Raw genomic sequence first — 22,360 nt, forward strand, 5'->3', positions numbered from 1 at the left:
TTATGAAAAATCTTAAACGTACGATAGCCATCGTCTGTGGTGGCGACTCATCAGAGCATGACGTGTCAATGCGCTCGGCACAGGGACTCTATTCTTTCTTCGACAAGGAGCGCTACGATGTATATATCGTTGAGATGAAAGGCTACAACTGGCGCGTGGAACTCGCCGACGGCACATGGGCACCCATCGACCGCAACGACTTCTCGTTTATGGACAACGGAAAGTTCGTGCAGTTCGACTATGCCTACATCACCATCCACGGCACACCGGGCGAGAACGGTATCCTGCAAGGATATTTCGAACTCATCCATCTGCCTTATTCCACAAGCGGAGTGCTCGTAGAGGCAATGACCTTCGACAAGTTCGTGCTCAACCAGTATCTGCGCGGCTATGGAGTGAGCGTTGCCGACAGCCTGCTCATCCGCAAAGGCTACGAGACTCTCGTTTCCGACGATGAGATAGAGGAGAAGATCGGTATGCCATGCTTCGTGAAGCCGGCAGCCGACGGCAGCAGCTTCGGTGTGTCGAAGGTGAAGAACAAAGACCAGCTCGCCCCAGCCATCCGCAAGGCAATAATGGAGAGCGACGACGTGATGGTGGAGAAATTCATCGAAGGAACGGAAATCTCCATCGGCTGCTACAAGACACGCGAGAAGAGCGTGGTGTTCCCGGCTACCGAGGTGGTGACACAGAACGAGTTCTTCGACTACGACGCCAAATACAACGGCAAGGTGACGGAGATAACACCGGCACGCCTCAGTGAGGAGACCACGGCACGCGTGAAGGAGATAACGAGCCGGATCTACGATATCCTGCACTGCAACGGTATTATCCGCATCGACTATATCATCAGCCGTGGAGTGGGAAGCAACGGCGAAGAGGTGGACAAGGTGAACATGATAGAGATAAACACCACACCGGGAATGACCGCCACCAGCTTCATACCACAGCAGGTGAAGGCAGCCGGACTGAACATGACGGATGTGCTGACGGACATCGTGGAGAACCAGTTCAGATAACGATAATACATAATACTATTCATTATGAAGACTCCATCCATTTACGACGATATACGTCCTTTCGACCCCGAAGAGCTGCCTGCAGCCTTTGAACGCCTGCTCTCGGACGCACAGTTTCAACAGGTGCTCGGATATCTTTATCCGGGAGTGCCACTGGAGGCGGTAAAGACAAAGATGATGGCATGCAAGACGAACCTGGAGTTCCAGCTCGCTTTCTGCTATGGTTTTCTGAAAGACCTTATGGCAAAGGCAAGCAAGGGGTTCGACATGAATGTGGAGGCGGTGGACGTGACGAAGCGTTACACCTTTGTGAGCAACCATCGCGACATCGTGCTCGATTCGGCGCTCCTCGACGTGCTGCTCTATGACGCTGGCTTCAACACCACATGCGAGATTGCCATCGGCGACAATCTGCTGTCGCTGCCATGGGTGAAAGACCTCGTAAGACTCAACAAGTCGTTCATCGTGCAGCGCTCGCTCTCGCCGAGGGAGTTCCTCATGGCGAGCAAGAAGATGGCGGAGTATATGCACTACGTGGTGGGCGAGAAGAACGACAACATCTGGATTGCGCAGCGCGAAGGCAGAGCCAAAGACTCCAACGACCGCACACAGCCGTCCATCCTCAAGATGATGGCGATGGGAGGGGAGGGAAGCCCCGTTGACCGTCTGCGCCAGCTGCATATCGTGCCGCTCGCCATATCCTACGAATACGACCCGTGCGACTTCCTGAAGGCTGCCGAGTTCCAGCTCAGGCGCGACGTGCCGGGATGGAAGAAGACGGCGCTCGACGATGTGAACAGCATGCGCACCGGCATCATGGGATACAAGGGAGGTGTGCATTACCACTGCGCGCCGTGTATCGACGGGTTCCTCGACAACCTGTCGCCGGATATTCCGAAGACGAAGGTGTTTGACGTCATTGCCGAACATATCGACAAGGAGATATTCAGGAACTACCGCCTGTATCCTTCAAACTACATCGCCCTCGACATGCTCGAAGGCAATGAGGCGCATGCCGGCAGATATACGGCTGATGACAAGGCGGCGTTTGAGAAATATCTGCAGGGACAGATTGCCAGGATTGACATCCCGAACAAGGATGAGGCGTTCCTGAGAGAACGGATGCTCACCATGTATGCTAACCCGGCAAGAAACAGCCTTGCCGTAACCGATTGATGATGACGATTCTACGACACATAACGACTGCCGCCGCCGGTATGGTGATGCTCGCTCTCGCCGTTTCGGCTTGCAGCAGCGATGCTTACGACACCGGCGACGGCAGTCTGTCGTATATGCGTGCCGACTTCGTGAAGGCGTTCGCCGACCACGACGGCAAGTTCACGGCGGCAATCACCGACGACGACCTCTCGCTGACACTCCAGCCGGTGATAGCGGCAGGATGGTCAGCGCCAGACACCGTGTGCCGTGCGCTGCTCTATTATGATGCCGCCCGGCTGCCTGAATCTGCCGTTGAGGCTACTGTGCGCCCCGTGGCGATTGGCAGGGTGCTGATGCCTAAGGTGGTGAACCGCATGGCATTGGCAACCGATTTGCCCACCGACCCCGTGGTGATGGAAACGGCATGGAGAAGCAACAACCACAAGTATATAAACCTGGGACTGCAACTGAAAACCGGTACAACAGACGGTAATGTGGCAGCGCAGGCGATAGGTTGGGTCTATACCGGCAGCACTACGCTCGACGGCGGAGCGCAGCGCCATTCCTTCATGCTGGCACACTCGCAGAACGGAGTGCCGCAATACTATTCCACACCATTGTATGTCAGTCTGTCGCTCGACGAACTGCCGGTGAAGCTTGGCGACGGCGACGAGATAGAGGTGAGCGTGAACACATACAAGGGAGTGGTCAGCCGCACATTCCAGCCATAGGCGGTGCCAACCAGCCATGACAAGACAAATGAAAAGAAAGAAATGAAAGGATTACCAAATTATACAATCAATGCCAACGGCAGACTCATCGACCTCTCAAATCCGCAGGTGATGGGAATTCTGAACGCCACTCCAGACTCCTTCTATGAGGGAAGCCGCAAGCAGACGGAACGCGACATCGCCGACCGCGCCAACCAGATTGTGACGGAGGGCGGCAGCATGATAGACATCGGAGCCTTCTCCACAAGGCCCGGAGCGGCACAGGTGACGGCAGAAGAAGAGATGCAGAGAATGAGGCGTGCCCTGACGATAGTGAGAGGACAGCAGCCTGATGCAGTGCTCAGCATCGACACCTTCCGTCCGGAGATAGCCCGGATGGCAGTGGAGGAGTTCGGGGCGGCTATAATCAACGACGTTTCCGAGGGAAACATCAACGGAGCCTTCGGAGGCGCCGATGCCACGAATCCTAACGGAGAGACGGAGAGCGACGACAGCAGGTATCCCGCCATCTTCCGCATGGTGGCAAAGCTCGGTGTGCCATATATCCTCATGTCTACCCATGGAGAGATGGGCGACATAATGATAAACCTGGCGAGAGAGGTGCAGATGCTCCGCGACCTGGGAGTCAAGGATATCATCCTCGACCCGGGCTTCGGATTCGGAAAGACGCTCGACCAGAACTATATACTGCTGCAGCGGATGGACGAACTGAAGGCTTTCGGACTGCCCGTCCTCGTGGGGGCATCGAGAAAGTCGATGATATGCAGACTCCTGGATTCCACTCCTGCCGAAGCGCTGAACGGCACTACCGTCGTCAACACGCTGTCGCTGCTCAAGGGAGCCTCGATATTGAGGGTACACGACGTGAAGCCATGCGTGGAGACGGTGAAGATTGTGGAGAAGATGCTCGGATGCGGAGAATGAGCCTATATATATAATAAGGAGAAAAACGGATGTTTGAATTTGGAATAAAAGACATAATAGACATAGTATGCGTCGCCATGATGCTATACTATCTGTATCGGTTGATGAAGGAGTCGCGTTCGCTCAACGTGTTCATCGGCATCATCGTGTTTGTGGTGATCTGGCTCTTCGTGAGCCAGGTGCTCGAGATGCGACTGCTGGGCAGCATCATGGACAAGCTGGTGAGCGTGGGAGTGATAGCCCTCATCATCATCTTCCAGGAGGAGATACGAAAGTTTCTGTATTCGCTCGGAGCGCATCAGCGGATGAGACGCTTCGCCAGCCTCTTCTCGTCGGGCAGCAAGAACAAGAAGGATATGGACAAGACAGCCATCATGCCAATCGTGATGGCGTGTATCAACATGAGCCGCGGCAAGGTGGGAGCGCTCATCGTGATAGAGCGTATGGTGTCGCTCGACGATATCATAGAGACCGGCGACATCATAGACGCCAATATCAACCAGCGGCTTATAGAGAACATCTTCTTCAAGAACTCACCGCTCCACGACGGTGCGATGGTGGTGTCGAAACGCCGTATCCGTGCTGCCGGCTGCATCCTGCCGGTGAGCCACAGCGTGGACATACCCAAGGAGCTCGGACTGCGCCATCGTGCAGCCCTCGGCATATCGCAGGATAGCGATGCCATCGCCGTGGTGGTGTCTGAAGAAACGGGAGGCATCTCCGTGGCTATCAAGGGCGAGTTCCGCCTGCGTTTGTCAGGCGAGCTGCTTGAGAGCATACTGACCAAGGAACTGTTGGGCTGATGCACAGACACCATGGGCTGACGGGACCGTATCGCGTCCTGTCTGATAAGTGGGTCCGATATGCTTGTCCGTCAATAGGGTATGATATGCTTGTCTGATAATTCAGTCCGGTTGGATGATCCGATAATATAGTCCGGTTGGATGGATAATAAGTCCGATTTGATGATACAATAAAAAAGCAGAGGAGAACATTCAGCGTGATGCCGATGTTCTCCTCTGCTGTTTTCCTTTCTTTGGATAAAGGCGCGCAAATTACTTGCCGTGGTTCTCGTCAGAAACAGTAAGCTTCTTGCGACCCTTTGCGCGACGTGCAGCGAGCACGCGGCGACCGTTCTTTGTTGCCATTCTCTCACGGAAACCGTGCTTGTTCACACGTCTTCTGTTGTGTGGCTGAAATGTTCTTTTCATCGTTTTTTATTTTATTTATTGTTATTGTTTATACACTTTGGGCTGCAAAAGTACTCATTTCTTTTGATTTAACCAAAGGTAAACGGATTTTTGCGCACTTCTTTTATGGTTTTTTCTGAATTTGTTGTAACTTTGCAGTCGGAAACAGGCAAAATCGCTATCTCTGACGGTGTTATGACTGTTGAGGAGGAGAGGTCAGCCTCAGAAATGAGATTATAAATTATAAGCAATAAAACAAAATGATTAATTCACAGGACATTAAGAAAGGCGTTGCTGTTCGTATGGACGGCGGCATTTGGGTTTGCATCGACTTCCAGCACCGCAAGCCAGGTAAGGGAAACACCATCATGAACATCAAGTTGAAGAACGTTACAGACGGTCGTGTGCTTGAGCGTCGTTACAATATCGGCGAGAAACTTGAGGATGTTTCTATCACACGTCGCCCATACCAGTATCTCTACAAAGAGGGAGAGGACTATATCTTCATGAATCAGGAGACATACGACCAGGCTCCTATCCCTGCAGAGCTCGTGTCAGGAGTTGAGTTCATGAAGGAGTCAGACATCGTGGAAGTTGTTTCTGATGCTGACACAGACACAGTGCTCTATGCCGAGATGCCTGTAAAGACAAACCTCCGCGTGGTTCACAGCGAGCCGGGAATCAAGGGCGATACAGCTACCAACGCTACAAAGCCTGCTACAGTAGAGAGCGGTGCAGAGATCCGCGTGCCTCTCTTCATCAACGAGGGCGACCTTATCCAGGTTGACACTCGCGACGGTAGCTATCTGAGCCGCGTGAAGGAATAATGACCGTTGACAAGAGTCTTATTGACGGATGACATACAAGTGGTGAAGAATCCAATGGTGTCCTGCTACGAGTGGGCTGGCTGCTGGAGCTTCACCATTTTTTGTTTCCATGCCCATACGGGCAAACACTAAGAATGTCGCCATGATACCCGAAGGGGAAATTATGGTGGCAGCAACAAAACAGAAGCCCTTGACACAACAGATATGAAATACTCCATTATTGTTCCAGTATATAACCGTCCCGACGAGGTAGACGAACTGCTCGCAAGTCTCGTCGAGCAGACAGAGAAAGACTTTGAGGTGGTCATCGTTGAAGATGGCAGCAGCAAGCCGTGCAAGGAAGTGTGCGACAGATACGCCGATGCCCTCGACCTGCATTATTATATGAAGCCGAACGGCGGACCCGGACAGAGCCGCAATTATGGAGTGGAGCGTGCCAAAGGCGACTACGTGTTGATTCTCGACTCCGACGTGGTGTTGCCGCCGGGATACATCAGCAGCGTGAGCGAGGAACTGCAGCGTGAGCCTGCCGACGCTTTCGGCGGACCGGATTGCGCCCATCCGTCGTTCACCGACACGCAGAAGGCGATAAGCTATTCAATGACCAGCTTCTTCACCACCGGCGGAATACGCGGCAGCAAGAAGAAAAAGCTCGACAAGTTCTATCCGCGCTCCTTCAACATGGGAGTGAGGAGAGACGTATACAACAAGTTGGGAGGATTCTCCAAGATGCGCTTCGGCGAAGACATAGACTTCAGCATCCGGATCTTCAAGGCAGGATGCAGATGCCGCCTCTTTCCCGAATCATGGGTGTGGCACAAGCGCCGTACCGACTTCCGCAAGTTCTTCCGCCAGGTATACAACAGCGGCATAGCGCGCATCAACCTATACAAGAAATACCCGGAGTCGCTGAAGCTCGTGCATCTGCTCCCGATGGTATTCACCGTGGGCGTTATCCTTCTCGTGCTCACGTCAGCCGTCGGCAGACTGCTGATGCACTACGACGACATCGACCGCTGGTATTGGCTGTGTGCCGCTCCGTGGCTGCCAATCCTGGCATATTGCGTGTTGATATTCATCGATGCCACAAAGCAATACCGCAGCGCCAAAATCGGTGGGATGAGCATCGCCGCCGCCTTCGTGCAGCTGATGGGATATGGATGCGGATTCCTTTCGGCATGGTGGAAACGCTGCGTGTTGGGCAAAGACGAGTTCCAGGCTTTTGAGAAGACATTCTATAAATGATTCCACCCCGTCTGACTATGGAAAAACTCAACATCACACAATGGGCAGAAGAAGACAGACCGAGGGAGAAACTCATGAGACTCGGCGCGGAGGCGCTCACCAATGCTGAGCTCCTCGCCATCCTCATAGGGTCTGGTTCGCCGGAGGAGACAGCCGTGGAACTGATGAAGCGCGTGCTCGGCGACTGCAACAACAATCTCAACACCCTCGGCAAGAAGAGCATCAGTGAGCTTACCGAAGCGAGATACAAGGGACTCGGACCAGCCAAGGCCATCACCATCCTTGCTGCCTGCGAACTGGGCAAGCGCCGCCAGAGCGAGAAGGCGGAAGAGCGCCAGCGTATGGATTCGGCAGAGGCGATATATGAGTATATGCGTCCCAAGATGCAGGACCTCGCAACGGAGCAGGCGTGGGTGCTCCTGCTCAACCAGAACTTCAAACTCATAAAGACCGTCAGGATTTCGAGCGGCGGGATAAGCGAGACCTCTGTCGATGTGCGGATAGTGCTGAGGGAGGCACTGCTCTGCAATGCCACCGTAGTGGCTCTATGCCACAACCACCCGAGCAACAATCCGCGGCCCAGCGGCGACGACGACCGCATAACGCAGCGTCTGCAGAAGGCTTGTGAGACCATGAGGATATACATGCTCGACCACCTCGTGATTACAGACAGCGACTACTACAGCTATATGGAGAACGGAAAACTCGACAGATAGCTTGTGCGCTGCCTCATAAGCCCATGATTTCCCGCTGTCGGGAAATATTCTTCAAGCTTAATTCTTCATTTTTGATTTATTTCGCTATCTTTGTATTTAATTTAATTATCTAAGTATGACACAAGAAGAAAAGACAAGGATAGAGGGAAGAATCGTTGACGTGTTGAAGACCGTCTACGACCCGGAAATACCAGTGAATATCTATGACCTCGGACTCATATACAGGATTGAGGTGGGAGATGACGGCAATGTGGACATCGACATGACGTTCACCGCTCCGTCATGCCCTGCGGCAGACTTCATCCTGGAGGACGTGCGCCAGAAGGTGGACTCGCTTGAGGGAGTGAAGTCGGCTAACGTCAACCTCGTGTTTGAGCCTGCCTGGGACCAGAGCATGCTCAGCGAAGAGGCACGTCTCGAACTGGGAATCGACTGACGCAGACCTCCCGAATCGCCATGCGCACGGCACGCGCACGGCGGAAACGCTGCACCCTATGTCAATAACACTCAAAACACAAGTTATGAAGAACGTATACATCCTATCTGACGCACACCTCGGCTCTCTGGCGATAGACCACAGCAGAATGCACGAGCGCCGTCTGGTGCGCTTTCTCGACGACATAAAGTATAAGGCGTCGGCGATATATCTGCTCGGCGACATGTTCGACTTCTGGTATGAATACAAATATGTGGTGCCGAAGGGCTACACACGGTTCCTCGGCAAACTCTCGGAGCTTACCGACATGGGAGTGGAGGTGCATTACTTCACCGGCAACCACGACATCTGGATGTATGGATATCTGGAGGAGGAGTGTGGCGTCATCCTGCACAAGAAGCCGGAAACGGTGGACATCTACGGCAAGGTGTTCTATCTGGCTCATGGCGACGGACTGGGCGACCCTGACTCGCGCTTCAAATTCATACGCAAGGTGTTCCACAACCGCTTCTGCCAGCACCTCTTCAGTTCGCTGCATCCGCGTTGGGGAATGTGGTTCGGACTTGAGTGGGCGAGGAGAAGCCGCATGAAGCGTGCCGACGGCAAGGAGCCGCCATATATGGGCGAGGACAAGGAATATCTCGTAAGATACACCAAGGAGTATATGAAGACCCATCCCAACATCGACTATTTCGTGTATGGTCATCGCCATATCGAACTCGATCTCATGCTCTCGCGCAAGGTGCGTATGATGATTTTGGGCGACTGGATATGGCAGTTCTCCTATGTGGTATACGACGGGGAACATATCTTCCTTGAGGAGTATGTAGAGGGAGAAAGCAAGATGTGATATACAGTATCAATATCAATCAATATCAATAATAGCAATAAAAGCTGCGATGAGATTCGCAGCCTTTATTGCTATTATTGATGTCTTTGCAGTGGGGTGTCTCGTTAGAGCAGCGCCATTGTGTCTGAAGCGATCATCAGCTCCTCGTCGGTTGGGATGACGCATACTGCCACCTTAGACTCTGGAGTAGAGATGAGGGCCTCTTTGCCGCGGAGGTTCTTGTTCTTCTCCACGTCGATTTCCACTCCGAGGTAAGTCAGCTTCTTGCATACTTCCTCACGCAGACTTGGCTGGTTCTCGCCAACGCCGGCTGTGAACACGATGATGTCGCAACCGTCCATAGCTGCTGCGTATGCACCGATATACTTGCGGATGCGGTAGAAATACATGTCGAAAGCGAGTTTCGCACGCTCGTTGCCTTCCTCGAAAGCCTTCTCGATCTCACGCATGTCAGAAGAGACGCCTGTGATGCCGAGCATACCGCTCTTCTTGTTCAGCAGGTCTGACAGGCCGTCGGCATCAAGTCCGAGCTTCTTCTCGATGAATGTCAGCGCACCGCCGTCAACGTCGCCGCTTCGTGTACCCATGATAAGTCCCTCCAGAGGAGTGAGACCCATTGAGGTGTCAACACACTTGCCGTCCTTTACGGCAGCGATGCTCGCACCGTTTCCGATATGGCATGTGATAATCTTTTTGCCTTCAGCCTTTACGCCGAGGAACTCGCATACGCGCTGTGACACGTAGCGGTGGCTTGTTCCGTGGAAGCCGTAGCGACGCACGCCATACTTCTCATACAGTTCGTAAGGAAGGGCATACATGAAAGCCTCCTTAGGCATTGTCTGATGGAATGCTGTGTCGAACACACCTACCTGTGGCATTTCCGGCATCAGTTCCTGAACGGCGCGGATACCCTTCAGGTTGGCTGGGTTGTGCAGAGGAGCCAGGTCGTTGCACTCCTCGTATACCTTCAGCACCTCTTCGGTGAGACGAACGCTCTTGTTGAACTTCTCGCCGCCGTGAACGGTGCGATGGCCTACAGCGTCGATTTCCTTCAAATCCTTGATAACGCCGATTTCAGGGTCAACGAGCAGGCTGAAGATGAACTTCACACCCTCTGTGTGCTCAGGAATGTCGTGCATCACCGTCTTCTTCTCGCCGTTTGCGAGCTTCACTTTCACGAAAGCTCCGTCGAGTCCCACGCGCTCCGCACCACCAGATGTCATTACAGTCTTGGTGTCCATGTCGTAGAGAGCATATTTGATAGAAGAGCTACCACAGTTTAAAACCAGAATCTTCATTTTGATATATTCGTTTTTTAGTGAGACTTTTGATTAATTCTTAGCGTCCATAGCCTGACAAGCGGTGATAGCCACCAGCTTGTAGATGTCGTCTACCGAGCAGCCGCGGCTCAGGTCGTTCACTGGGCGTGCGATACCCTGGAGCACTGGGCCGATAGCCTCGGCGCCACCAAGACGCTGCACCATCTTGTAAGAGATGTTGCCCACCTCGAGGCATGGATATACAAGCACGTTTGCCTTACCAGCGATTTCGCTGCCTGGAGCCTTCTTCTCGCCTACTGATGGAACGAGAGCGGCGTCAGCCTGGAGCTCACCATCGATCTTCAGTTCCGGATCCATCTCCTTGGCAAGCTTGGTAGCCTCTACCACCTTGTCTACAACCTCATGCTTCGCGCTGCCCTTTGTAGAGAAGCTCAGCATTGCCACGCGTGGCTCAGCGAAACCAGCAACAGACTTTGCTGTCTGGGCTGTGCACACTGCGATCTGTGCCAACTGTTGTGCGTCTGGCATTGGGGTAACGGCAACGTCGCCTACAACGAGCACACCGTTCTCGCCATACTGTGGCTCCTTGGTGATGAGAAGCATCGCACCGCTCACGCATGTGATGCCAGGAGCACACTTGATGATCTGCAATGCTGGGCGCAGTGTCTCGCCGGTAGTACTCAGTGCACCGGAGATCTGTCCGTCAGCATCACCGGTCTTGATGATCATGCAGCCCAGATAGAGTGGGTCTTTCACGAGCTCACGGGCCTGCTCGATTGTCATGCCCTTCTTCTTGCGGAGCTCAGCCAGCAGAGTGGCATACTCCTCGCTCTTTGGGTTGTTCTCCGGGTCGATGATGGTAGCCTTGTCGATGTTCTTCAAGCCCCATTTCTCAGCCAGAGAGTTGATCTCGGCAGGGTTGCCGATGAGGATGATGTTTGCCACGCCCTCTGCCAACACTTTGTCGGCTGCTCTAAGTGTACGCTCCTCTGTTGCTTCAGGGAGCACGATGCGCTGCTTGTTGCTTTTAGCGCGCTCGATGATTGATTGTACTAAATCCATGATTATAGTGTGTTTAAATAAGTTTGTCTTGTCAGGCAGGTACGGTGTTCAATGTATGTTCATCGTAGATGTTATGCAAAAGTAGTCATTTTATTTCTAATGTGGTGCCGTTTTGTTGAGTTTTTTATAAATATCGCCGTTCTTCCAATTTTGTAAGCCCTGTTTTGCAAAAAAAACAGTTTCTTGATATATATCACCTATATATATTATCCAAAATCTGTAATCAGGGCTTGCTTGGATTCTGATTTTCAGAAGAGTGGATTTCGTCTGGCTTTTAACCCAACGATTCTGCTTCTTTTCTTAGTTGCCAAAGGAAACAGGCGGTTGCCCCATGAACATCATTCACAGAGCAACCGCCTTTCACTTATTTCGTCATGTCGGCGTGGCTACGCCGATCAGTCACTTTATTTCGCCACCTTCTTGCCGTCCATGATATACATACCGTGGCCGAGGGCGTTGATGTCAGTGCCGGCATATCTGCCGTCGATGGTGTATATCCTGCCGTCGGCAGCGCCGAGACCTGACTCCAATCTGCCGATGCCGTTCACGTCGTCGTATTCAACGATAGCCCCGAAGCGATTCCACGCCTCATGCTGGGCGAACGCCTCCTTGGCTCCCTTGGGAACGTAAAGGGTGGTGTTTTCCAATTTGCAGTTGAATGAATAAAGCTTCGCGATGTCTGGATTAGAGGTGTGCACAACGAACTTCTTGATGTTGTCGCAGCTGATGAAAGCATATTCCTCTATTTCCTCTACGCCAGCCGGGATTTCAATAGCTGCCAGCTGGGGGCAGTAGTTGAAGGCCTGCCTTCCTATCTTCTTGAGGCTTTCGGGGAAGGTGACATATTCAAGCACCACGATGCCTCTGCCCGGCACGTAACCCTCGCCATCGTGGAATTTGGTCCTCTGGGGAGCTGCTGAGTTCACGCCGTTTGAACTGAACAGTCCCGTCGGAATGGTATTGTCTTCTATCGTACATCCCGACAGGTCAACGCCCGTCAGTTTTCCGTTGTTGGTCATGAGCATCACCTCATACATGATGTCCCGCGACATGAAGCCCTTTACCACCACCGAGTCGAAGGCCATCGCCTCCTCGCTGGTGAACGTCTTCTCCCAAGTCTCTCCTTCATTGTGGGTAATCGTGCAGATGCTCTTCTGAGCGAAGCATCCCAAAGCCGAAAACATAACCAATGCTGATAATAAAAATCTTTTCATAGTAAAATCTCCTTCCTCAAATCCGCAACTACGCGCCTAATATGATACAGAAGCGAAAATAATCTGCATCGTTAGTAAAAAGGGGGCACAGTGCATCGAATGTCACCATAAAGACATATAAATGCCCCTTACCCCACCATACGACTTGAGGCAATACGCAAAATCACGACCATAAGTTGCCGGTGTTATCCAAAGTCATTCTGGAACACATCAGCATAAGCGTTGTTGCATGAATAGATATTCAGCACATACTGCCTTGATGTCCTGACCCATTTTGCTGGCACAGAGATGAACTTGAAGACAAACGCCTTGATGCGGCTTGTTGCTTTGAGTCCGAACCTCTTCACGTCAAGCCTCGCCATGATGAATTTATAGAAGTTGCGTATGAGTGCCGTAAGCAGAAGAAACACCGTGTTTTCTCCCATGAAGGATTTTGGAAGCCTGTTCCAGCCGAATCCGTTATTCATGTCATCGAAGATGCGTTCCTTCCCTCCACGGAGGTTATAGAATTCGACAATCTCTTTCTCGGAAGACTCGTAGTCATTTGTAAGGATGCAGCGGTAGGTGTATTCTCCTTCCCACAGGTCGAGTTCGCCGTCTATCCGCTTCTGTCTTTGAATCACAAGACGGTATGCCTTCCCTTTCCATTTCTCGATGAGAATGGAGGCCAGCTCAAACTCAATACCGCCCAATTTCACTTTCTTCCAACCTCTGAGGGCAAAGATGTCATTGTAGAGCGAACTGCATCGGTTGGCACGGATATAGAAGGTCTTGCAGTGTTTAGCAATCTCTTCCACTATCTCTTCAGAACACGAGCCGCAATCAGCTCTGAAACGGTTGATAATAAGCTTGTTCTGTTCAAACCTTTCAAAGAACCTCTTCAGCGTGTCCTTCTGGTGGAAACGGACATTTGTGTTGCCGTCGCTGTTCTCAATGCCGACAATCAAGTCGCCAATAACTGCCACGCCAGGGCGATAACCAAGGAACTTCTTGTATGTAGGCTTCGCATCATACTTCTCAGCCTCTATGAACTGGTGGTCGAAGTCAACGTCATACCCCTCGCCCTCTTTCAGCTGCCCTGTGGACAATAGGCAATTGAGGAGCAGTGTATTCAGCTTGTCTGCCGTGTTGAAGTCGTAGGTCTTGCCAGTGTCGGATGTGTAGGAAATGTTATCCTGGGTCAGTTCCTTTATGGCTCTGAGAATCGTGTCGGCACTGCATGTGCGAAGTGTCGGATGAAGCGAGAGGTGATACATCAGATGAGTGGTGACATCCTCGATGCATGAGCCGCCACAGAAATAAACGCTCATAAGCGAACGGATGATTTCGCTGTATTGATAACCATACAGCCTGCATCTCATACCGAGGGTTGAGTCGATTACAGATGAGAGCTTGGAATCAAATTGCTCCATTATTGGAAAAATACCTCCAAAAGGAGAGAGTTTCTCAGATTTTATTGCTACCTTTGCCATGTCTGTCGGGTTTGATACATATTTTGATTTGCAACACTAAGATAGGTGAAAAATCTGACATGGCAAAATCCTGAGCAACTTTTTGTTGCTCAGGTACTTATAAATAAAGTTAAATCAAAGTGTTGCGGAATTAAGGTCCTTTTAAAATTTACATATAAAGTGAGTAAATATAATCCTTTTACAAAGATACTATATTTTTTACCCCCCCCACCAAGAAAATAAACTTTAATTTTATATTAATTACATTTCATTAACGTACGCGCCTTACCAAATATCCGATAAGATGTTTTCTGTCGTAATAAAGGTCTATCGTTGTCTTCTCGCTGTCGCCGCCTGTATCGGGTACATATATTACAGTACCTTCCGAACCGACCGTCTGGGTGGACTGGTGCATCACATTCCCGTACTGATCTTTTATAACCACACCAACATCATTGATCGTGGAGTCACATCTAATTTCCACTTCGTTCTCGTCGAATTCAACATATGGTACGCAAGAAGAATGTGCTTTGCCAACAGAACCTATGTTGGTGAGTTTTACAACATCTTTTGAAAAAACTCCAACACTCATTAATATGGCATAGATAACAATTTGTGTTCTTTTCATAATTTATGTCTAATAATTGTTTATGCCACAAATGTAAGAACATATTGTGTTATATCACGCATAAAAAAACGTTCAAAAAACGTTCATTTTATATATGTCTGTAATTCAGTGGGTTACATTCGTAAAAACGCTTTTTTCTCAAATGGTCATTAGGTCGTTTTATGTATAATTTTAGATTTACTTGCTGTCTTTTGCTCGTTTTTGATTTGCAATAGCTCGCTATTACTCATTAAAAGCCAAACAAAATCAATCCTTCTAAAAAGCAAAATCCAAGCAAGCCCTAATGACCGATCTTTGTTAAAAGTGAACTGCATCCCAAAAGTTTTGTGTCTAACTTTTGGGATGCAGTTCACCTTTTGTGGAAGGCTAAGAGAGGCTTTTGAGTATCGTCTGGCTAAGACGTTTGGATAAGAAGAATGGCGTGTATTGACGAACTACAGTCCTCTGATGATTTCGTCCCATTCGCTCGGTTTTCCAGATGATCCGAAATTTGTCATATAGAGTCTTCTTCTCGTAGAGTTGATCGCTTCAACGGATTTGATTGTGAGGTAGGCTATCTGCTGCACGCTGCAACCTGCCTTTATCAAGAGGCACACATGATAGGGCTGGTCTTTCATTTTCTTGAATTGCATCAATCCTGTCCTGAAAGTAGGGAATATGTCAAAGAGCAGGTTTCCCAGTTCCTCCCAATTGATTGTGTCCTGCGTGATCGGCTCCCGATTGTCGTAGAGTTTGTTCAGGAAAGCATACATCTCCGTTTCCTTCCATAGGCTGTCACTTGTGGTGGAGATTTTGTTGAGCAGGGCGTTCTTCTGAAGGAGACTTTCCAGTTGTCGCACCTTCAGTTCGTAGCGCATCCTCAGGTCACTGTTTTCAATGTCTGCACCGTTAAGTTTCTCTTTCACCTCCTGAAGTTCACGATTGTACCTCTCTGCCGCTTTGTCGCTTCTGTTCTGAATCACCTCACACAATGCCTGCAATTTCTTGTATTTCCTCTTCAGTCTGTATCTGAAAACGAAATAATATCCAACGACCACGACCATGACGAGCACAGAGAGCGTGATGACCATATTCCTGCGTCCCTCGTTGGCCCGAAGCCTGTTGTTTTCGTCTTCCACCTCTTTGTTGTCAAATTCCGCATTCGCCCTTGCTGAATATTCAGAAGCATTGATCTGCACGATGGTGTCGGTGACGTTTGCATACAACACTCCGTATTGGAATGCCTTCTCTATATTGTTCTTGCCCTTGTAATATTTAGCGAAGAATTTGTATGCACACTGCCTGCCGTATATCGTGCCATTGGCGATATTCAGGGAATAGTAATGGCGAGCCTTTTCCTGGTCGCCGGAGGCTTCGTATATCGTCGCCGCGATGTTGTGTATAGAGCTCTCGCTGAAATTGTCGGTGTGGTCCAGTGCTTTGTTGATGTATAGCTTTGCTTCGGCCAGTCTGCCCATATTGAAATACACATCAGCTATCTGGGAGTCAATCTCCGCCTTTGCCCCTTTGTCGCCGGTCAGGTTTCTTGCCGATTTCAGACATTCCAGTGCTTTGTCGTATTTCTCCATCGCCTTGTATGTCCACGACAGTGCTATATAGTCATACTGCATACGCTGCGGATTGTTGAGCCTCTTGTGTATTGCCAGTGACTTGAGTTTCATTTCGAGAGCCTCGTCGTCGAGATACTGGTAGGTGTATACGAATCCAAGCATATAGTAATACAAGGCTCTGAGCTGGTCGTCCGTTTCATCGCCGGAGAGCAGGTCCAGTCCGTCGTGGAAGCAACTGATGGCAGGTTGTACGCGACCGACGAGATTGTAGGCACATCCCACATAATAATATACGAATTTCATCATCCTCTTGTCGCCGGTATCCATGAAATGGTGTAATATCGCCGTTGGCTCCTTGTCGTCAGACTCCGGCTTGTTTTGCTTGACATCCGCCTTCAGAGCGAGGAACCGGCAATACCATCTGGCATCATCGTTCATGTTGGCATGCAACTTTTTGTATCGGGCAAGCATCTGCTCAGCCTTCAGTGGATTGTCGTTGCATATAGAGTCTATTTCCACCAGACCTTGGGGGTAGGATGGAGTCTTGCTATTCTCGTAGATGACGAGAGAACATGCCAAGACGATCACTGCACATAGAGTAGTGAGAAGCGTGTTTCTGTTGTTCTCTACAAATTCGGATATGGTCATGTTGATGTTTCTATTGCGTTTATATTAAGGTGGAAGGGGACTATTCCTTTTCCATCACTTCGTCGAGCGTGGTGTAGAAGGCTGGGTCTTCGCCGATGACGAATGTTATCAGTTTTCCGTCTTTGCCTACGATGAATTTCGTGGGGAATCCCTGTATTCCGTATTCCTGTGTGATGTCTCCGGCACCTTTGGGGTTATATACGTGAATCCAGGGCAGTGAGAGATTGTCGACGGCGGCTTTCCACTGTTCCTTGGTGTCGCCGCAGTCAACGCCGACGATTTCCATCTTGCCCTTGTATTTCTCGTAGTATTTCTTCATCTCCGGCATGCCCTTCACACACCATCCGCACCAGCTGCCCCAGAAGTCGATCACCACGATCTTGCCTCTAAGGCTCGACAGACGGAACTGTTTGCCGTTGATGTCGGTCAGTTCGAAGTCGGGAGCCATCGGCTGGTCTTCCAGTGTGTCGTTCGCCTCCTGCTGTATGGCATCGGTAGTGGCGGCTTGGTTGTTCTGTACTTTCTGGTTTCCGCAGTTTGCCATTGCCACGGCGGTAGTCAGCATGAGAGCCGTGGTCAGCGATAGTTGTAGTTTCATAATATCCGTTTTTTTATTTGGGTTAATGACTTAGTTATATCTTTCCAGCTTTGAGTCCTCTTATCACGGCGCTTGAGAATCCGGCGTGCTCCATCTCGTTGAGTCCGCGGATGGTCAGTCCGCCGGGAGTCGTCACCTTGTCGATGGCGGCTTCGGGGTGTTCTCCGGATGCCTGCAGCAGTTCCACGGCTCCCTTTATCGTCTGCAGCACTATCTTCTGTGCGTCTTTCGCCTTGAAGCCGATTTCTACGGCACCCTCCACGTTAGCCCTAACATACCGCATGGCGTATCCAATGGAGCACGACATTGCCGTTGCCGCCGGGAACAGTCTCTCTTCCAGCACTATCGTCTCTCCCAGTTTGTCGAAGAGTTCCGTCACGGTCTGTTTCTCCTTTGCCGATGCTCCGCAGGCAGAGATGTATGTCATGGAAGCCTTTTCGGCGATGGCGATGTTTGGCATCACGAGGAAGAGCGACGGTTTCTCCCCGTCCTTCTCCATCCATTCGTTTATCTTTTCAGACGGTATTCCTGCCGCCACCACCACGAGCAGCTGGCTCTTGTAGTCGATAACGGGCTTGATGCCTTTCAGTGTCTGTTCCACGCACCATGGCTTCACCACCACCATCACGATGTCGCTGCCTTCTGCCGCCAGCTGGTTGTCGGATGTCACGCTCGTTCCCTTTTGCGCGAAGTGGTCCATCACAGACTGGTTGTGGTCACACACGGTGATGTCGTCGGCTCTCAGGTCGTCGCATCTGAGCAGTCCTTCGGCGATGGCTCCTCCCATCGCTCCTGCTCCTATTATTGATATTTTCATGATTCCTCCTGTTGTATGATTTTAATTTAGTGACTAATATTCAATATTCGGCAATACGTGGCGCAGTCCCTCTATCACTTCGTCGTTTGACACTCCCACGCCCTTCACGATGAATATCGTGTCGTCGCCGGCTATCGTGCCCAGGATGTGGGGTATGTTGCTGTTGTCGATGTTGTATGCTATGCTGCTCGCATATCCGGGACGGGTCTTTATCACAGCCATGTTGCCCGAGAAGTTTATCGACCTGAATCCCGACGACTGCATCATCTCTCTTGCCGTCTGCTGGCTTGGCACTCTCTTATACATCGTTTCGTTGGGCAGGACATACACGTATTTGCCGTTCATGCTTGCTGCCTTTGCCACCTTCAGCTGTTTGAGGTCGCGGCTCAGAGTGGCCTGCGTGATGGTGTAGCCCTCGCTTTTGAGAGCCTTGAGCACTTCCTCCTGACTGCCCAGGTCTTTGCTTGAGATTAGCATCTTCAAGACTTCCATTCTGCTGTTCTTTACTCTCATAATCGTATAGTTTGGTGATACGTTGCAAATTTATGTATATTTACTTAAAAATGCAAGTATTTATACGTGAATTATTGATTGTTGTGTATATAGTCTAAATATTTGAGTGTTTTTCTTGTATAAATATCATTATGACACTTGTTCTGAAAAGCCGTGTTGCTTCTGATGGCGCTTTTTGCATCTCCTTTACGAACGTTTACTTTCATGGAAACTTTGGGCATTGTCTGGGGTGCGAAAGTTGCCCATATCGCTGATTCTTAGCAAAAACGAGAATTTCTGAAAAACTGTCAGATTGTCTGGTTTTTTGTCGTAATATACTGGCAATCAGACCGTTGGCTGTCAGGCAATTGTCAGCCAATTGTCTGGATGGTTTGCTGATGAAAAGAGAATTGTCAGATGAAAAGAATTATCAGGTGAAAGGAATTCAGACGACAGGAATTGTATGCGTTGGCAGAATCCTGAAAACAGGAATATGGGTGTTGCAACATTAACTTATTGGGCAGACGTCTGACAGCAAATCTGCCCATCCGGGGCAAGCACCGTGCCCATGATGGGCAAGCACGTTGCCCCAGTTGGGCAAGCATCGTGCCCAATTTAATACAAACTGACATTAGGATTAAGTGTGCACTAATCTAATTCCGCCAACGGGTGGAGAATATGAATATCCAAGAAATAAAGAAGGTAATGCCAACCCTTGTGCTGGCATTACCTCCCGAGTTTGTTGTTCTCTATATAATAATGTGAACTTCCCTATATCTTTAGTCCTTGTTTCCTCCGAATATCCTCAGCAACATGAGGAAGAGGTTGATGAAGTCGAGATAGAGAGTCAGCGAACCGAGCAATGCCAGTTTCTGTGCACCCTCGTCCATGGAGTCGGCCTCATAGAGCATGTGTTTGATTTTCTGGGAGTCGTATGCCGTGAGGCCCACGAATATCACTACACCCACGTAGCTCACTATCATGTTGAGCATCGAACTGCCCAAGAACAGGTTTACTATCGTGGCGATGATGATGCCGATGAGTCCGATGAACATCATCCTGCCCAGCGACGTCAGGTCTTTCTTAGTGGTGTAGCCCAGGAACGCCATCACACCGAAGGTGCCGGCGGTGATGAAAAACACGTTGGCTATCGATGTCAGCGTGTATGCCAGGAATATCACCGACAGAGTGGCGCCGTTTATCACCGAATACAGGATGAACAGCAGCGTGGCGGTGGTTATCGACAGGCGGTTTATGGCTCCGCTGATGGCGACCACCAGACCGAACTCGGCGATGACGAGTCCCCAGAACAGCAGGCGGTTGGTCACTATCGTGTATGCCAGGCCGGGATTGTTGGCGATGCCGAATGCCGTGATGCCCGTTATCACGAGGGCAAGAGCCATCCATACGTACACTTTTCTCATAAGAGCAGGGAAAGCCAATGCTACCATGCCTTCCTTCTCCTCTATCATTCTGTAAAGTTTGTCTTCGTTCATAATCGTTATTTTAAAATATTCGAGGTGCAAACATACGCATTATTATCCGTTATACGGCAACAATGGGTGAAAAAACATTGATTATTAACATCTCTTTCCTTATTTCCACATTTGGAAAACGGTGTCGCTTTTTACAACCAGTTTGCTATTTTACAAATTATCGTTCGTTTTTTATAAATCGAACCTGCCGAAAAGGACGTACCTTTGCAGCGGAAATGAAAACACAATGATATTCCAACCTTGAAAAACCGAATTTAAACTATTAATGATATAATATTATGACAGACAAGACAAAATTCAGAGTAGAGTCTGACCTCCTTGGTGAACTGAACGTTCCAGCTGATGCCCTCTATGGCGTACAGACACAGCGTGGTATCAACAACTATCATATCTCACGCAAGACAATGCGTGACTATCCTGATTTCATTATCGCTACAGCATACGTGAAACTCGCTGCCGCACAGACAAACCACTCTCTCGGAGTTATCAACGACGAGATTTCCGGAGCTATGGCACAGGCTTGCCGCGAGATTATCGACGGACAGTGGCATGAGAACTTCCCTATCGACATGGTGCAGGGAGGTGCAGGAACATCTGTAAACATGAACGCCAACGAGGTGATCGCTAACCGCGCGCTCGAAATCCTCGGACACAACAAGGGCGAATACCAGTATTGCTCTCCTAACGACCACGTGAACTGTGGACAGAGCACAAACGACGCTTACCCTACATCTATCCGCCTGGCGCTCATCCGCATGAACATCCATCTGGTACGCGCTCTGACCGGTCTTATCAGTGCTTTCCGCTACAAGGGAGAGGAGTATAACGACGCAATCAAGATGGGACGTACACAGTTGCAGGACGCCGTGCCTATGACTATCGGACAGGAGTTCAAGGCATACGCCAACAACCTCGAAGAGGAAATCCTCAACCTCGAGCGCAACGTGAAGTTGCTCCACGAAATCAACATGGGTGGTACTGCAATCGGTACTGGCTTGAATGCCGTTCCGGGATTCGCAAAGCTCTGCGCTGCTAACCTGAGCAAGCTCACCGGCGAGAACTTCGTTTCTGCCACCGACCTCGTTGAGGCTACACCAGATACAGGTGCTTACGTAAGCTACTCTTCAGCTCTGAAGCGTCTGGCTGTCAAGCTCTCTAAGATATGCAACGACCTGAGACTCATGGCTTCTGGTCCTCGTTGCGGACTCAATGAAATCAACCTGCCTCCTAAGGCTCCTGGATCATCAATCATGCCAGGTAAGGTGAACCCTGTTATTCCAGAGGTGACAAACCAGGTATGCTTCAAGGTTATCGGTAACGACGCTACTGTATGCTTCGCTGCAGAAGCTGGCCAGCTCGAGCTCAACGTTATGGAGCCAATCATCACTGAAAGCCTCTTCGAGAGCCTCACATGGTTGAAGAACGTTATCGAGACTCTCACAGAGGAGTGCGTGCTCGGCATCACAGTAAACAAGGAGCGCTGCCAGGAGATGGTGAAGAACAGTATAGGTATCGTTACTGCCCTCAACCCAATCATCGGCTACAAGAAGAGCTCAAAGGTTGCCAAAGAGGCATTCGAGACAGGTCGCTCAGTATACGACATCGTTATCGAGCAGGGACTCATGAGCAAGGAAGAGCTCGACAAAGCACTCGATCCAAAGGAGATGCTCCAGTCTCACAACTTCACATTGAAATAATATCCCATAACATCAATACGGAAATATCTAATTGACAAACGCCTGACGGTTTCAATATGCCGTCAGGCGTTTTTCTGAAATTGCCCCTCATACGTGCGCATTAATTATATAAGGTGAATAACCACGTTTTTCTTTGATTTCTGTCAAATAAAAGGAAAACCCTCACTTTTTTCTCATTTTCTTTTGAAAACATTTGGATGGTATGAGAAAAACCCATACCTTTGCATCCGCTTTTGAGAACGAACGCTGTTACAAAACAGTTACTAAGTGAGAAAGAGCGACAAAAGAAAGAGTTCTTTGAAAAGATTACAATAAACAGAGAAGTAGTAGT

22 protein-coding genes are annotated in these 22,360 nt (G+C 50.0%); 11 read left to right on the top strand and 11 right to left on the bottom strand.

Going from position 1 to position 22,360, the window contains the following annotated elements; translation table 11 throughout:
* The first annotated feature begins 2 nt into the window (after nucleotides 1-2).
* Genes ACDC99_RS12080 through cdaA form a run of 5 tightly spaced genes read left to right on the top strand, consistent with a single transcriptional unit; the run spans nucleotide 3 to nucleotide 4,635 of the window.
* Complete coding sequence (locus tag ACDC99_RS12080) at nucleotides 3-1,019, top strand: D-alanine--D-alanine ligase (protein ID WP_022315792.1); 1,017 nt, start codon at nucleotides 3-5, stop codon at nucleotides 1,017-1,019.
* A 24-nt stretch (nucleotides 1,020-1,043) separates the two neighbouring features.
* A complete protein-coding gene (locus ACDC99_RS12085) occupies nucleotides 1,044-2,195 on the top strand; it encodes a 1-acyl-sn-glycerol-3-phosphate acyltransferase (RefSeq protein ID WP_287071626.1) in 1,152 nt (383 codons plus the stop codon).
* Entirely contained in the window at nucleotides 2,195-2,908 is a 714-nt protein-coding gene (locus ACDC99_RS12090) for a NigD1/NigD2 family lipoprotein (protein WP_370756838.1), read from the top strand. The genes ACDC99_RS12085 and ACDC99_RS12090 overlap by 1 nt, the downstream gene beginning before the upstream one ends.
* Nucleotides 2,909-2,950: 42 nt before the next feature.
* A complete protein-coding gene (locus ACDC99_RS12095; RefSeq protein ID WP_370756840.1) occupies nucleotides 2,951-3,832 on the top strand; it encodes a dihydropteroate synthase in 882 nt (293 codons plus the stop codon).
* Between the two features lie 29 nt (nucleotides 3,833-3,861).
* Entirely contained in the window at nucleotides 3,862-4,635 is a 774-nt protein-coding gene (gene cdaA / locus ACDC99_RS12100; RefSeq protein ID WP_022315788.1) for a diadenylate cyclase CdaA, read from the top strand.
* A gap of 252 nt (nucleotides 4,636-4,887) precedes the next feature.
* Here the strand turns inward: cdaA and rpmH are convergent, their stop codons facing one another.
* Nucleotides 4,888-5,043 carry a 50S ribosomal protein L34 gene (rpmH, locus tag ACDC99_RS12105; protein WP_013063965.1) on the bottom strand — a complete coding sequence of 52 codons (156 nt, stop codon included), beginning with the start codon at nucleotides 5,041-5,043 and terminating at the stop codon, nucleotides 4,888-4,890.
* 239 nt (nucleotides 5,044-5,282) lie between these two features.
* Here rpmH and efp point away from each other — a divergent pair, with 239 nt between their 5' ends.
* The 5 genes from efp to ACDC99_RS12130 all read left to right on the top strand — a co-directional run bounded on the left by efp (nucleotide 5,283) and on the right by ACDC99_RS12130 (nucleotide 9,096).
* Entirely contained in the window at nucleotides 5,283-5,849 is a 567-nt protein-coding gene (gene efp / locus ACDC99_RS12110; protein WP_370756843.1) for an elongation factor P, read from the top strand.
* Nucleotides 5,850-6,053: 204 nt separating this feature from the next.
* The gene (locus ACDC99_RS12115) at nucleotides 6,054-7,094 is read left to right on the top strand and encodes a glycosyltransferase family 2 protein (protein ID WP_370756845.1); all 1,041 of its coding nucleotides are present in this window, start codon (nucleotides 6,054-6,056) and stop codon (nucleotides 7,092-7,094) included.
* Nucleotides 7,095-7,111: 17 nt separating this feature from the next.
* Entirely contained in the window at nucleotides 7,112-7,810 is a 699-nt protein-coding gene (radC, locus tag ACDC99_RS12120) for a RadC family protein (protein ID WP_370756847.1), read from the top strand.
* Nucleotides 7,811-7,925: 115 nt separating this feature from the next.
* Nucleotides 7,926-8,246 carry a DUF59 domain-containing protein gene (locus ACDC99_RS12125; protein ID WP_022315784.1) on the top strand — a complete coding sequence of 107 codons (321 nt, stop codon included), beginning with the start codon at nucleotides 7,926-7,928 and terminating at the stop codon, nucleotides 8,244-8,246.
* Between the two features lie 85 nt (nucleotides 8,247-8,331).
* Nucleotides 8,332-9,096, top strand: a complete 765-nt coding sequence (locus ACDC99_RS12130; protein ID WP_370756849.1) for a UDP-2,3-diacylglucosamine diphosphatase — start codon at nucleotides 8,332-8,334, stop codon at nucleotides 9,094-9,096.
* Nucleotides 9,097-9,200: 104 nt separating this feature from the next.
* Here the strand turns inward: ACDC99_RS12130 and ACDC99_RS12135 are convergent, their stop codons facing one another.
* The 10 genes from ACDC99_RS12135 to ACDC99_RS12180 form a co-directional block, all read right to left on the bottom strand.
* Nucleotides 9,201-10,394, bottom strand: coding sequence for an acetate kinase (locus ACDC99_RS12135; RefSeq protein ID WP_287071649.1), 1,194 nt, complete (start codon nucleotides 10,392-10,394; stop codon nucleotides 9,201-9,203).
* A 33-nt stretch (nucleotides 10,395-10,427) separates the two neighbouring features.
* Nucleotides 10,428-11,438, bottom strand: a complete 1,011-nt coding sequence (pta, locus tag ACDC99_RS12140) for a phosphate acetyltransferase (protein ID WP_042518241.1) — start codon at nucleotides 11,436-11,438, stop codon at nucleotides 10,428-10,430.
* 404 nt (nucleotides 11,439-11,842) lie between these two features.
* Nucleotides 11,843-12,652 (bottom strand): leucine-rich repeat protein, encoded by an 810-nt coding sequence (locus ACDC99_RS12145; protein ID WP_370756850.1) that lies wholly within the window; start codon nucleotides 12,650-12,652, stop codon nucleotides 11,843-11,845.
* Nucleotides 12,653-12,837: 185 nt separating this feature from the next.
* Complete coding sequence (locus tag ACDC99_RS12150) at nucleotides 12,838-14,124, bottom strand: IS1380-like element ISBf11 family transposase (protein ID WP_346712761.1); 1,287 nt, start codon at nucleotides 14,122-14,124, stop codon at nucleotides 12,838-12,840.
* 250 nt (nucleotides 14,125-14,374) lie between these two features.
* On the bottom strand, nucleotides 14,375-14,731 hold the full coding sequence (locus tag ACDC99_RS12155) for a DUF3244 domain-containing protein (protein ID WP_370756852.1): 357 nt from the start codon (nucleotides 14,729-14,731) through the stop codon (nucleotides 14,375-14,377).
* 434 nt (nucleotides 14,732-15,165) lie between these two features.
* Complete coding sequence (locus ACDC99_RS12160) at nucleotides 15,166-16,929, bottom strand: tetratricopeptide repeat protein (RefSeq protein ID WP_370756854.1); 1,764 nt, start codon at nucleotides 16,927-16,929, stop codon at nucleotides 15,166-15,168.
* Nucleotides 16,930-16,969: 40 nt separating this feature from the next.
* Entirely contained in the window at nucleotides 16,970-17,527 is a 558-nt protein-coding gene (locus ACDC99_RS12165) for a peroxiredoxin family protein (protein WP_370756856.1), read from the bottom strand.
* Between the two features lie 34 nt (nucleotides 17,528-17,561).
* Complete coding sequence (locus ACDC99_RS12170) at nucleotides 17,562-18,344, bottom strand: pyrroline-5-carboxylate reductase family protein (RefSeq protein ID WP_370756857.1); 783 nt, start codon at nucleotides 18,342-18,344, stop codon at nucleotides 17,562-17,564.
* Nucleotides 18,345-18,377: 33 nt separating this feature from the next.
* On the bottom strand, nucleotides 18,378-18,857 hold the full coding sequence (locus tag ACDC99_RS12175) for an arginine repressor (RefSeq protein WP_022317032.1): 480 nt from the start codon (nucleotides 18,855-18,857) through the stop codon (nucleotides 18,378-18,380).
* A gap of 758 nt (nucleotides 18,858-19,615) precedes the next feature.
* Nucleotides 19,616-20,332, bottom strand: a complete 717-nt coding sequence (locus ACDC99_RS12180; RefSeq protein WP_022317031.1) for a Bax inhibitor-1/YccA family protein — start codon at nucleotides 20,330-20,332, stop codon at nucleotides 19,616-19,618.
* A 278-nt stretch (nucleotides 20,333-20,610) separates the two neighbouring features.
* Here ACDC99_RS12180 and ACDC99_RS12185 point away from each other — a divergent pair, with 278 nt between their 5' ends.
* Nucleotides 20,611-22,029, top strand: a complete 1,419-nt coding sequence (locus ACDC99_RS12185; protein WP_022317030.1) for an aspartate ammonia-lyase — start codon at nucleotides 20,611-20,613, stop codon at nucleotides 22,027-22,029.
* The last annotated feature ends 331 nt before the right edge of the window (nucleotides 22,030-22,360 follow it).

The sequence above is a fragment of the Prevotella pectinovora genome (assembly GCF_041323955.1).
Lineage (GTDB): Bacteria > Bacteroidota > Bacteroidia > Bacteroidales > Bacteroidaceae > Prevotella > Prevotella pectinovora.

What these genes read in the sequence shown, in the direction of transcription:
- ACDC99_RS12080 (WP_022315792.1), top strand. Translation starts at nt 3, where the DNA reads ATGAAAAATCTTAAACGTACGATAGCCATCGTCTGTGGTGGCGACTCA.
- ACDC99_RS12085 (WP_287071626.1), top strand. Translation starts at nt 1,044, where the DNA reads ATGAAGACTCCATCCATTTACGACGATATACGTCCTTTCGACCCCGAA.
- ACDC99_RS12090 (WP_370756838.1), top strand. Translation starts at nt 2,195, where the DNA reads ATGATGACGATTCTACGACACATAACGACTGCCGCCGCCGGTATGGTG.
- ACDC99_RS12095 (WP_370756840.1), top strand. Translation starts at nt 2,951, where the DNA reads ATGAAAGGATTACCAAATTATACAATCAATGCCAACGGCAGACTCATC.
- cdaA (WP_022315788.1), top strand. Translation starts at nt 3,862, where the DNA reads ATGTTTGAATTTGGAATAAAAGACATAATAGACATAGTATGCGTCGCC.
- rpmH (WP_013063965.1), bottom strand. Translation starts at nt 5,043, where the DNA reads ATGAAAAGAACATTTCAGCCACACAACAGAAGACGTGTGAACAAGCAC.
- efp (WP_370756843.1), top strand. Translation starts at nt 5,283, where the DNA reads ATGATTAATTCACAGGACATTAAGAAAGGCGTTGCTGTTCGTATGGAC.
- ACDC99_RS12115 (WP_370756845.1), top strand. Translation starts at nt 6,054, where the DNA reads ATGAAATACTCCATTATTGTTCCAGTATATAACCGTCCCGACGAGGTA.
- radC (WP_370756847.1), top strand. Translation starts at nt 7,112, where the DNA reads ATGGAAAAACTCAACATCACACAATGGGCAGAAGAAGACAGACCGAGG.
- ACDC99_RS12125 (WP_022315784.1), top strand. Translation starts at nt 7,926, where the DNA reads ATGACACAAGAAGAAAAGACAAGGATAGAGGGAAGAATCGTTGACGTG.
- ACDC99_RS12130 (WP_370756849.1), top strand. Translation starts at nt 8,332, where the DNA reads ATGAAGAACGTATACATCCTATCTGACGCACACCTCGGCTCTCTGGCG.
- ACDC99_RS12135 (WP_287071649.1), bottom strand. Translation starts at nt 10,394, where the DNA reads ATGAAGATTCTGGTTTTAAACTGTGGTAGCTCTTCTATCAAATATGCT.
- pta (WP_042518241.1), bottom strand. Translation starts at nt 11,438, where the DNA reads ATGGATTTAGTACAATCAATCATCGAGCGCGCTAAAAGCAACAAGCAG.
- ACDC99_RS12145 (WP_370756850.1), bottom strand. Translation starts at nt 12,652, where the DNA reads ATGAAAAGATTTTTATTATCAGCATTGGTTATGTTTTCGGCTTTGGGA.
- ACDC99_RS12150 (WP_346712761.1), bottom strand. Translation starts at nt 14,124, where the DNA reads ATGGCAAAGGTAGCAATAAAATCTGAGAAACTCTCTCCTTTTGGAGGT.
- ACDC99_RS12155 (WP_370756852.1), bottom strand. Translation starts at nt 14,731, where the DNA reads ATGAAAAGAACACAAATTGTTATCTATGCCATATTAATGAGTGTTGGA.
- ACDC99_RS12160 (WP_370756854.1), bottom strand. Translation starts at nt 16,929, where the DNA reads ATGACCATATCCGAATTTGTAGAGAACAACAGAAACACGCTTCTCACT.
- ACDC99_RS12165 (WP_370756856.1), bottom strand. Translation starts at nt 17,527, where the DNA reads ATGAAACTACAACTATCGCTGACCACGGCTCTCATGCTGACTACCGCC.
- ACDC99_RS12170 (WP_370756857.1), bottom strand. Translation starts at nt 18,344, where the DNA reads ATGAAAATATCAATAATAGGAGCAGGAGCGATGGGAGGAGCCATCGCC.
- ACDC99_RS12175 (WP_022317032.1), bottom strand. Translation starts at nt 18,857, where the DNA reads ATGAGAGTAAAGAACAGCAGAATGGAAGTCTTGAAGATGCTAATCTCA.
- ACDC99_RS12180 (WP_022317031.1), bottom strand. Translation starts at nt 20,332, where the DNA reads ATGAACGAAGACAAACTTTACAGAATGATAGAGGAGAAGGAAGGCATG.
- ACDC99_RS12185 (WP_022317030.1), top strand. Translation starts at nt 20,611, where the DNA reads ATGACAGACAAGACAAAATTCAGAGTAGAGTCTGACCTCCTTGGTGAA.